7 protein-coding genes and 1 pseudogene are annotated in these 7,496 nt (G+C 70.9%); 5 read left to right on the forward strand and 3 right to left on the reverse strand.

Features of this window, described 5'->3' with window-relative positions:
- The 4 genes from KBA23_RS14630 to KBA23_RS14645 form a co-directional block, all read left to right on the forward strand.
- Positions 1 to 713: PPK2 family polyphosphate kinase (locus KBA23_RS14630; protein WP_290742316.1), on the forward strand; the 713-nt coding region annotated here is incomplete at its 5' end.
- A 33-nt stretch (positions 714 to 746) separates the two neighbouring features.
- Positions 747 to 1,979 carry an SLC13 family permease gene (locus KBA23_RS14635; protein WP_290742319.1) on the forward strand — a complete coding sequence of 411 codons (1,233 nt, stop codon included), beginning with the start codon at positions 747 to 749 and terminating at the stop codon, positions 1,977 to 1,979.
- A gap of 197 nt (positions 1,980 to 2,176) precedes the next feature.
- Positions 2,177 to 2,572, forward strand: coding sequence for an acyloxyacyl hydrolase (locus tag KBA23_RS14640; protein ID WP_290742322.1), 396 nt, complete (start codon positions 2,177 to 2,179; stop codon positions 2,570 to 2,572).
- Between the two features lie 87 nt (positions 2,573 to 2,659).
- A complete protein-coding gene (locus KBA23_RS14645; RefSeq protein ID WP_290742325.1) occupies positions 2,660 to 3,235 on the forward strand; it encodes a DUF4202 domain-containing protein in 576 nt (191 codons plus the stop codon).
- A gap of 103 nt (positions 3,236 to 3,338) precedes the next feature.
- On the opposite strand, the gene KBA23_RS14650 is transcribed toward KBA23_RS14645, so the two are convergent.
- Genes KBA23_RS14650 through KBA23_RS14660 form a run of 3 tightly spaced genes read right to left on the reverse strand, consistent with a single transcriptional unit; the run spans position 3,339 to position 5,930 of the window.
- A complete protein-coding gene (locus KBA23_RS14650; protein WP_290742328.1) occupies positions 3,339 to 3,770 on the reverse strand; it encodes a (deoxy)nucleoside triphosphate pyrophosphohydrolase in 432 nt (143 codons plus the stop codon).
- Positions 3,767 to 5,023 (reverse strand): bifunctional glutamate N-acetyltransferase/amino-acid acetyltransferase ArgJ, encoded by a 1,257-nt coding sequence (argJ, locus tag KBA23_RS14655; RefSeq protein ID WP_290742331.1) that lies wholly within the window; start codon positions 5,021 to 5,023, stop codon positions 3,767 to 3,769. Before argJ ends, KBA23_RS14650 begins: the two co-directional genes overlap by 4 nt.
- A 10-nt stretch (positions 5,024 to 5,033) precedes the next feature.
- The gene (locus KBA23_RS14660; protein WP_290742333.1) at positions 5,034 to 5,930 is read right to left on the reverse strand and encodes a peptidylprolyl isomerase; all 897 of its coding nucleotides are present in this window, start codon (positions 5,928 to 5,930) and stop codon (positions 5,034 to 5,036) included.
- 211 nt (positions 5,931 to 6,141) lie between these two features.
- Here KBA23_RS14660 and KBA23_RS14665 point away from each other — a divergent pair.
- A pseudogene (locus tag KBA23_RS14665) lies at positions 6,142 to 7,496 on the forward strand (preprotein translocase subunit SecA); the annotation flags it as partial.

Below are 7,496 nucleotides of genomic sequence, written 5' to 3' on the forward strand. Positions count from 1 at the left end.
CCCAGGAACGCCTCTACGCCGAGCGTCGCCATGCGCTGCTGATCGTGCTCCAGGGCATCGACGCCGCCGGCAAGGACGGCGTGTGCTGGCACGTCATCTCGGCGATGAACCCGCAGGGAACCTCCGTCACCGGCTTCAAGGAGCCGACCGCCGCCGACCTCGCCCACGACTTCCTCTGGCGCGTCCACCCGCACACGCCCGGGCTCGGCCAGATCGCGGTCTTCAACCGCTCGCACTACGAGGACGTGCTCGTCGTGCGTGTCCACAAGCTCGCGCCGAAGCACGTCTGGTCGGGTCGCTACGACCACATCAACGCCTTCGAGCGCCTGCTCGCCGACAGCGGCGTGACCATCCTCAAGTTCTTCCTCTACATCTCACCCGAGGAACAGCTCGCCCGTTTCAAGGAGCGCCTCGACGACCCGGCGCGCCAGTGGAAGATCTCCGACAGCGACTATTCCGAGCGCGCGCTCTGGGGCGACTACGTCAAGGCCTTCGAGGCCATGCTGGAGAACTGCTCCACCGAGACGGCGCCCTGGTACGTCATCCCCTCCAACCACAAGTGGTTCCGCAACCTCGCGGTCTCGCAGATCATCCACGACGCGCTCGAGGACCTGAAGCTCAAGCGCCCGAAGCCGACCGTCGATCTCGCCGCGATCCGCAAGGCCTACGACACGGCCGCGGCAGACCCAGCGAAGCCCGGGCATGGAGCCTGACGGCCGCACGGGCTCCGGTCCCGGAGGCCCCGCTTGGACCTGACCGTCGCCGTCTTCCTGCTCGTCTACCTCGCGATGGGGCTCGGGCACCTGCCGGGCTTCAAGGTCGACCGCACCGGCGCGGCCGTCGTCGGCGCGCTGGTCATGATCGCCGCCGGCCGCATCACCGCCGACGCCGCCTGGGCCGCGATCGACTACCGCACCGTCGGCCTCCTCTTCGGCCTCATGGTCGTCTCAGCCGCCTTCGTCGTCTCGGGCTTCTACGCCTGGGCCGCGGCGAAGGTCGCCAGCCGCGACGCAGCCCCGCCCGCCCTGCTCGGCCTCCTCGTCGCCGTCGGCGGCGCGCTGTCGGCGGTCCTCACCAACGACGTCGTGGTGGTGGCGATGACGCCGCTCCTCGTCTCGATCACGCTGGCGCGCGGGCTCAACCCGACGCCCTTCCTGCTCGGCTTCTGCTTCGCCGCCAACGCCGGCTCCGCCGGGACGCTGATCGGCAGCCCGCAGAACATGATCGCCGCCGAGGCGCTGCACATCTCCTTCACCGGCTTCCTGCGCCTCGCCGCCGTCCCGGCGATCCTGTCTCTGCCGATCGTCTGGGGCGTGGTCGTGCTGCTCTACCGCGGCCGATGGACCCTCGCGCGCACGCCGCACGCCGGACCCGCCGCCCCGACGCCCGAGCCGAACCGCGTCGAGACGCTGAAGGCCGCGGCCGTCACCTTCGCCGTCGTCCTCGCCTTCGTCTTCACCGACTGGAGCCGCGACCTCGTGGCGCTGGGGGCCGCCGCGTTCCTCCTCGTCAACCGCCAGGTCGCCTCGGGCGACCTGCTCAAGAACGTCGATGGCAACCTGATCCTTCTCCTGATGGGGCTCTTCGTGGTGAACGCCGCGCTGGCCGCCACCGGCCTGCCGCAGCGCCTCCTCGCCGATCTCCGCGCCGCGGGTCTCGACCTGTCCTCGCCGGTCACGCTCTACGGCGTCGTCGCGGTCCTCTCCAACGTCGTCGGCAACAACCCCGCCGTGATGCTCCTCTCCCCTTTCCTCGAGCGCGGCCCCGACGCCGACGCGCTCGGCGCCGCGATCGCGCTCGGCACCGGATTTTCGTCGAACCTCGTCGTCTTCGGCAGCCTCGCCGGCATCATCGTCGTCGAGCAGGCGGCGCAGCGTGGCGTGAGGATCGGCTTCGGCGAGTTCTGCCGCGCCGGCATCCCCGTCAGCCTCGCCTGCCTCGTCCTCGGGGGCGTCTGGGTCGCGCTCATCGCCAGCTGAGCCGGGACCGCGTCGCCCGCTCCGCCGGCCTTGCGCGGCGCGCATAAGTCTGCTCGTATTTCTCGACCGGCCACGGAGCCGGGACTGGGGAGCCGAACGCCTTGACCACGACGCGCCGTGTCCGTGCGCTATGCCTGTGCGCGGCGCTCTTGGCGACCCCGCAGGCGGGCGCCTTCGAATTCGCGGCTGCGGTCGGAATGGACAACCTCCGCGGCGACGGCGTGGCCGACTTCGCGGTGGAGGCCCGCACCGGTCCCCTGTTCGCCCGTTCCCGCTTCGAGGTGGCCCTCGCGGTCGCAATCGAGGCGGACGACCACGACCTCTGGGGCGGCGCCGGCCCGATCGTGTTCGTCCCCTTGGGCGAGCGCATCCGGCTGGAGGCGAGCGTGATGCTCGGCGGCTATGGCGAGGGGGAGTGGGGCAACGACCTCGGCTCGGAGTTCCCGATGTTCCGCTCGCAGCTCGGCGTCAGCGTCGCCGTCGCGCCGGGCTGGTGGCTCGGTCTCGCGGCCAACCACAAGTCGAACGCCTCCACCGCCATCGACAACCCCGGCGTCGAGAGCGTGCTCCTCGTCCTCGCCCATCGCTTCTGACCGGGCGACCCAACGGTCGCAGGGATCTTGTGGAGGCTTCGTCGATCGGCGAAGCTGACCCACCGAGACCGAAGGGGCGCGCGAGACATGGGACCAGCACAGGACGGCCGTCTTTCTGCGGTGCTCGCCGCCATCGACGCCGCCAACGCCGCCGATCCCGAACGCGAGCCGGACGGGCGGCCGGTTGCGCTCGTCTACGGCGAGCGCATGAGCGCGGAGCTGGACCGCCTGTTTCCCGACGCCTCCGACGCGCTGCGCATCGCCGCGCGCGGCCAGCACATCGAGCGCTGGAAGCTGTCGCGACGCGCCTATCCCGACGACCGGGCCGGTTATCTCGCCTGGCGCGCCGAGCAGGGCCGCCGGCATGCCGCGCGCGTCGAGGGCCTCATGGCCGAGGCCGGCTACGATGCGGCGGACCGGGCGCACGTCGGGGCGATGCTGCGCAAGGAGGGGCTGAAGCGCGACCCGGAGACGCAGGCGCTCGAGGACGTGATCTGCTTCGTCTTCCTGCGCTGGCACTTCGCCGACTTCGCCCCGCAGCACCCCGACCGCATCGAGCAGATCGTCGCCAGGACCGCGCGCAAGATGTCGCCCGAGGCGCGCCAGCGCGCCCTGGCCGAGTTCGACCTGCCGCCGGAACTCGCGGCCGCGATGGCGGCCTGACAGGCCGGAGCATCGCCGGTGGGCTGGAACCGGGCTGGAACCGGGCTTGCCACTTCTTTGCGGGTCGTTGACGCGCGGACGCCGCGCCCCTCCGTGCCGAGCCTCAGCCGAGGAGGTCGCGCAGCACCGGCAGCAGCGGCAGGTCGGCGGGCGGCATGGGATAGGAAGCGAGGTCGCGGGGACGCACCCATTTCAGCGCCGCGTGCTCGTGCGGCCGGGGGACGCCGGCCCATTTGCGGCAGACCCAGAGCGGCATGAGCAGGTGGAAGTCGGGGTAGGCGTGGCTGGCGAAGGCGAGCGGCGCGAGGCAGGAGGCCCAGGTCTCGATGCCGAGTTCCTCGTGGAGCTCGCGCATCAGCGCCGCCTCCGGCCGCTCGCCGGGCTCGACCTTGCCGCCGGGAAACTCCCAGAGACCGGCCATGCCCTTGCCCTCCGGGCGCTGCGCGATCAGCACGCGCCCGTCAGGATCGACGAGTGCGACCGCGACCACGAGGACGAGCCTCGCGCCCGCCTCGCCCTGCCCCGCCGCCGTCACGAACGATAGTCGGCGTTGATGTCGATGTAGGCCCGCGTCAGGTCGCAGGTCCAGACCGTGGCCTTGCCCCCGCCGATCCCGAGGTCGACGCCGATCCCGATCTCCTGGCCCTTCATGTGCGCGGCCGCCTCGGCCTCGACATACTCGGGCGAGACCATGCCGCGCTCCGCCACCAGCACCTGCCCGAAGCGGATCGCGAGCGTGTCGCGGTCGGCGGCGGCCCCGGACTTGCCGACGGCCATCACCACGCGGCCCCAGTTCGGATCCTCGCCGGCGATCGCGGTCTTGACCAGCGGCGAATTGGCGATCGAGCGCGCGACCTTTGCCGCGTCCTCGTCGCTCGCCGCGCCGGTCACGTTGATCTCGACGAACTTGCTCGCGCCCTCCCCGTCGCGCACCACCTGAAGCGCCAGGTCGCGGATCACGCCCTCGAGCGCGTCGCGGAACGCCGGCAGACGCGGATCGTCCTCGGCGGCCAGCGGCGCCATCGCCGCCTTGCCGGTGGCGAAAAGCAGCAGCGTGTCCGAGGTCGAGGTGTCGCCGTCGACGGTCACGCAGTTGAAGGTCCGCGCGTTGATCTCGGACAGCAGCCGTTGCAGCAGGTCGTGCTCCACCGCAGCGTCGGTGAAGACGAAGGCCAGCATCGTCGCCATGTCGGGAGCGATCATGCCCGAGCCCTTGGCGAAGCCGGCGATGGCGACGGGCGCGCCGTCGATCTCGGTCCGCGCGGCGGCCCCCTTGGCGAAGGTGTCGGTCGTCATGATCGCCCGCGCCGCCGCCTCGCCCGCCGAAGGCGAGAGCGCGGCCGCCAGCGCGTCGACCCTGGCGACGATGCGCGCGGCGGGCAGCGGCTCGCCGATGACCCCCGTCGAGGCGACGAAGACCCGTTCGGGGGTCAGACCGAGCGCGCGTCCCACCGCCTCCACCGTAGCGGTCACGGCCGCGCGGCCGGCCCCTCCGGTGAAGGCGTTGGAGTTGCCCGAGTTGGCCAGAACGGCGAAGCCCGCGTCCGAGCCACGCTGCCCGGCGAGGCAACGCTCGCACCAGAGCACCGGGGCCGAACGGGTTGCCGAACGGGTCAGGACGCCGGCCGCCGCTGCGCCGGCCTCGATCTCGACCAGCATCACATCGTCGCGACCGGGATAGCGGACGCCGGCGGCGATGGCGGCGAAGCGCACGCCCGCCACCACCGGCAGGGCCGGGAACCCGCCCGCGGGCGCGAGCGGCGAGACGGGGAGCGCGCCCTTGGCCATCGTCGTCGCCTCAGTTGGTGAGGAGGTCGAGCTGACGGATCGCGGCGGGCGCGACCCCGGTCTCGGGCTTTTCGATCGTCGCCGCGGCGCGCAGCGCGGCGAGCTCGGCTTCGAGCTTCTTCTGGCGCAGTTCGTTCTCGATCTCGGGCCGCAGCTCATCGAGCGACGGCAGGACGCTGTCGCGGATCTCGTCGAGGCGGACGATGTGCCAGCCGAACTGGCTCTGCACCGGATCGGAGATCTGGCCGGATTGCAGCGCCACCACGGCCGTCTCGAATTCCGGCACCATCTGCCCCGCGCCGAACCAGCCGAGCGAGCCGCCGTTCGATCCCGAGCCCGGATCGGTCGAGCGCTCCTTGGCGATGGCGGCGAAGTCGGCGCCGCCGTCGAGCTGGGCCTTGATATCCTTGGCTTCCTCCTCGGTCGCGACGAGGATGTGCGCGGCGTTCCACTCCTTGGCCGGCTGGAGGGCGGCCACCCGTGCGTCATAGGCGGCCTGCACCTCCGCGGGGTCGAGCGGCTTGCCCACACGCTCCTGGACCGCGAGCGAGGCCAGCGTGCCGCGGCGCTCGTTCTCGACGGCGATCCGCACGGCCAGCGGATCCTCGGCCGGGTCGGTCGAGACGGTGTCGGCGAGCAGCGTCTGGTCGACGAGCTGGTCAAGCAGGCCGGTCATCAGCGCCTCGTCCGGCAGACCCTGGTACTGCGGCGGCAGGGAGGAGAGCGCCGAGATCAGGTTGCCGAGGGTGATGTTGCGGCCGTTGACCGTGGCGAGCACGGTTTCGGCGGTCCAGTCGGCCGGCGCGGCGGCCGTCTCGGTCGCGGCCGGGGCGGCCTGGTCCTCGGCATGGGCGGCGCCCGCAAGGGCGAGACCGGCCAGGAGTCCGGCGGTCAGATGGCGGCGCATGAGATGTGCTCCTGTTGAAAACCCGACGCAAACCCCGCCCCGGGAGGTCCCGTTGACAGGCTCGGGCGCGCCGCTTATGTCCCGACCCGTCGGAGGCCGGCCCGATAGGGGCGACGTCTTAGACCGATCGCCAGGGCGGAACAAGCGCCCCCGGCATGACAAACCCGTCAGGGGACGGGAACGCCGGCCGGCACGTTTAAGGAACGCATTCATGCTTGGACTGGGCTCGCTCGCACGCAAGGTGTTCGGCACCCCGAACGACCGCCGGGTCAAGGCGGTCAGGCCGCTGGTGGACCGGATCAACGCGCTCGAGCCCGAGTTCCAGGCGCTCAGCGACGAGGGGATCCGGGCCAAGACCCAGGAGTTGCGCGACCGGCTGGGCAAGGGCGAGAGCCTCGACGCCCTGCTGCCCGAGGCCTTCGCCAACGCGCGCGAGGCGGCGCGCCGCACCCTCGGCCTGCGCCCCTTCGACGTGCAGCTCATCGGCGGCATCTTCCTGCACCGTGGCGACATCGCCGAGATGAAGACCGGCGAGGGCAAGACCCTGATGGCGACGCTGCCGGTCTACCTCAACGCGCTGACCGGACGCGGCGTCCATGTGGTGACGGTCAACGACTATCTCGTGAAGCGCGACGCCGAGTGGATGGGCCTCGTCTATCATGCGCTGGGGCTGACCGTCGGGGTGGTGGTGCCCGGGCAGCCCGAGGAGGAGAAGAAGCTCGCCTACGACGCCGACGTCACCTATGCGACGAACAACGAGCTCGGCTTCGACTACCTGCGCGACAACATGAAGTCCGACCTCGCGCAGGTGAACCAGCGCGACCACTATTTCGCCATCGTCGACGAGGTCGACTCGATCCTGATCGACGAGGCGCGCACGCCGCTCATCATCTCCGGCCCGAGCCAGGACCGCAGCGACCTCTATATCGCCATCGACAAGGTGATCCCGGAGCTGACGCCGGAGCACTACGACCTCGACGAGAAGCAGCGCACGACGACGCTGACCGAGGACGGCAACGAATACGTGGAGCAGCGCCTGCACGCGCTCGGCCTGCTGCCCCCGGATGCGACCCTCTACGATCCCGAGTCGACGACGCTCGTGCATCACGTCACCCAGGCGCTCAGGGCGCATGTGCTCTTCAAGCGCGACAAGGACTACATCGTCCGGGGCGGCGAGGTGATGCTGATCGACGAGTTCACCGGCCGCATGATGACCGGCCGGCGACTGTCGGAGGGCCTGCACCAGGCGATCGAGGCCAAGGAAGCCGTGCAGATCAAGCCGGAGAACGTGACGCTGGCGAGCGTGACGTTCCAGAACTACTTCCGCCTCTACGAGAAGCTCGCCGGCATGACCGGCACGGCGATGACCGAGGCCGAGGAGTTCCTCGAGATCTACAAGCTCGGCGTGGTGTCGGTGCCGACGAACCTGCCCGTCATCCGCAAGGACAACGACGATCAGGTCTTCCGCACCGCCCGCGAGAAGTACGAGGCGATCGTCGAGGAGATCGGCCGCGCCAGCAAGGCGGGCCAGCCGATCCTCGTCGGCACCACCTCGATCGAGAAGTC

Source organism: Amaricoccus sp. (genome assembly GCF_017995835.1).
GTDB lineage: Bacteria > Pseudomonadota > Alphaproteobacteria > Rhodobacterales > Rhodobacteraceae > Amaricoccus.

Excerpts from the sequence above, each read along its gene's own strand:
- KBA23_RS14645 (WP_290742325.1), top strand. The coding sequence starts at position 2,660 with ATGGGACCAGCACAGGACGGCCGTCTTTCTGCGGTGCTCGCCGCCATC.
- argJ (WP_290742331.1), bottom strand. The coding sequence starts at position 5,023 with ATGGCCAAGGGCGCGCTCCCCGTCTCGCCGCTCGCGCCCGCGGGCGGG.
- KBA23_RS14640 (WP_290742322.1), top strand. The coding sequence starts at position 2,177 with ATGGACAACCTCCGCGGCGACGGCGTGGCCGACTTCGCGGTGGAGGCC.
- KBA23_RS14660 (WP_290742333.1), bottom strand. The coding sequence starts at position 5,930 with ATGCGCCGCCATCTGACCGCCGGACTCCTGGCCGGTCTCGCCCTTGCG.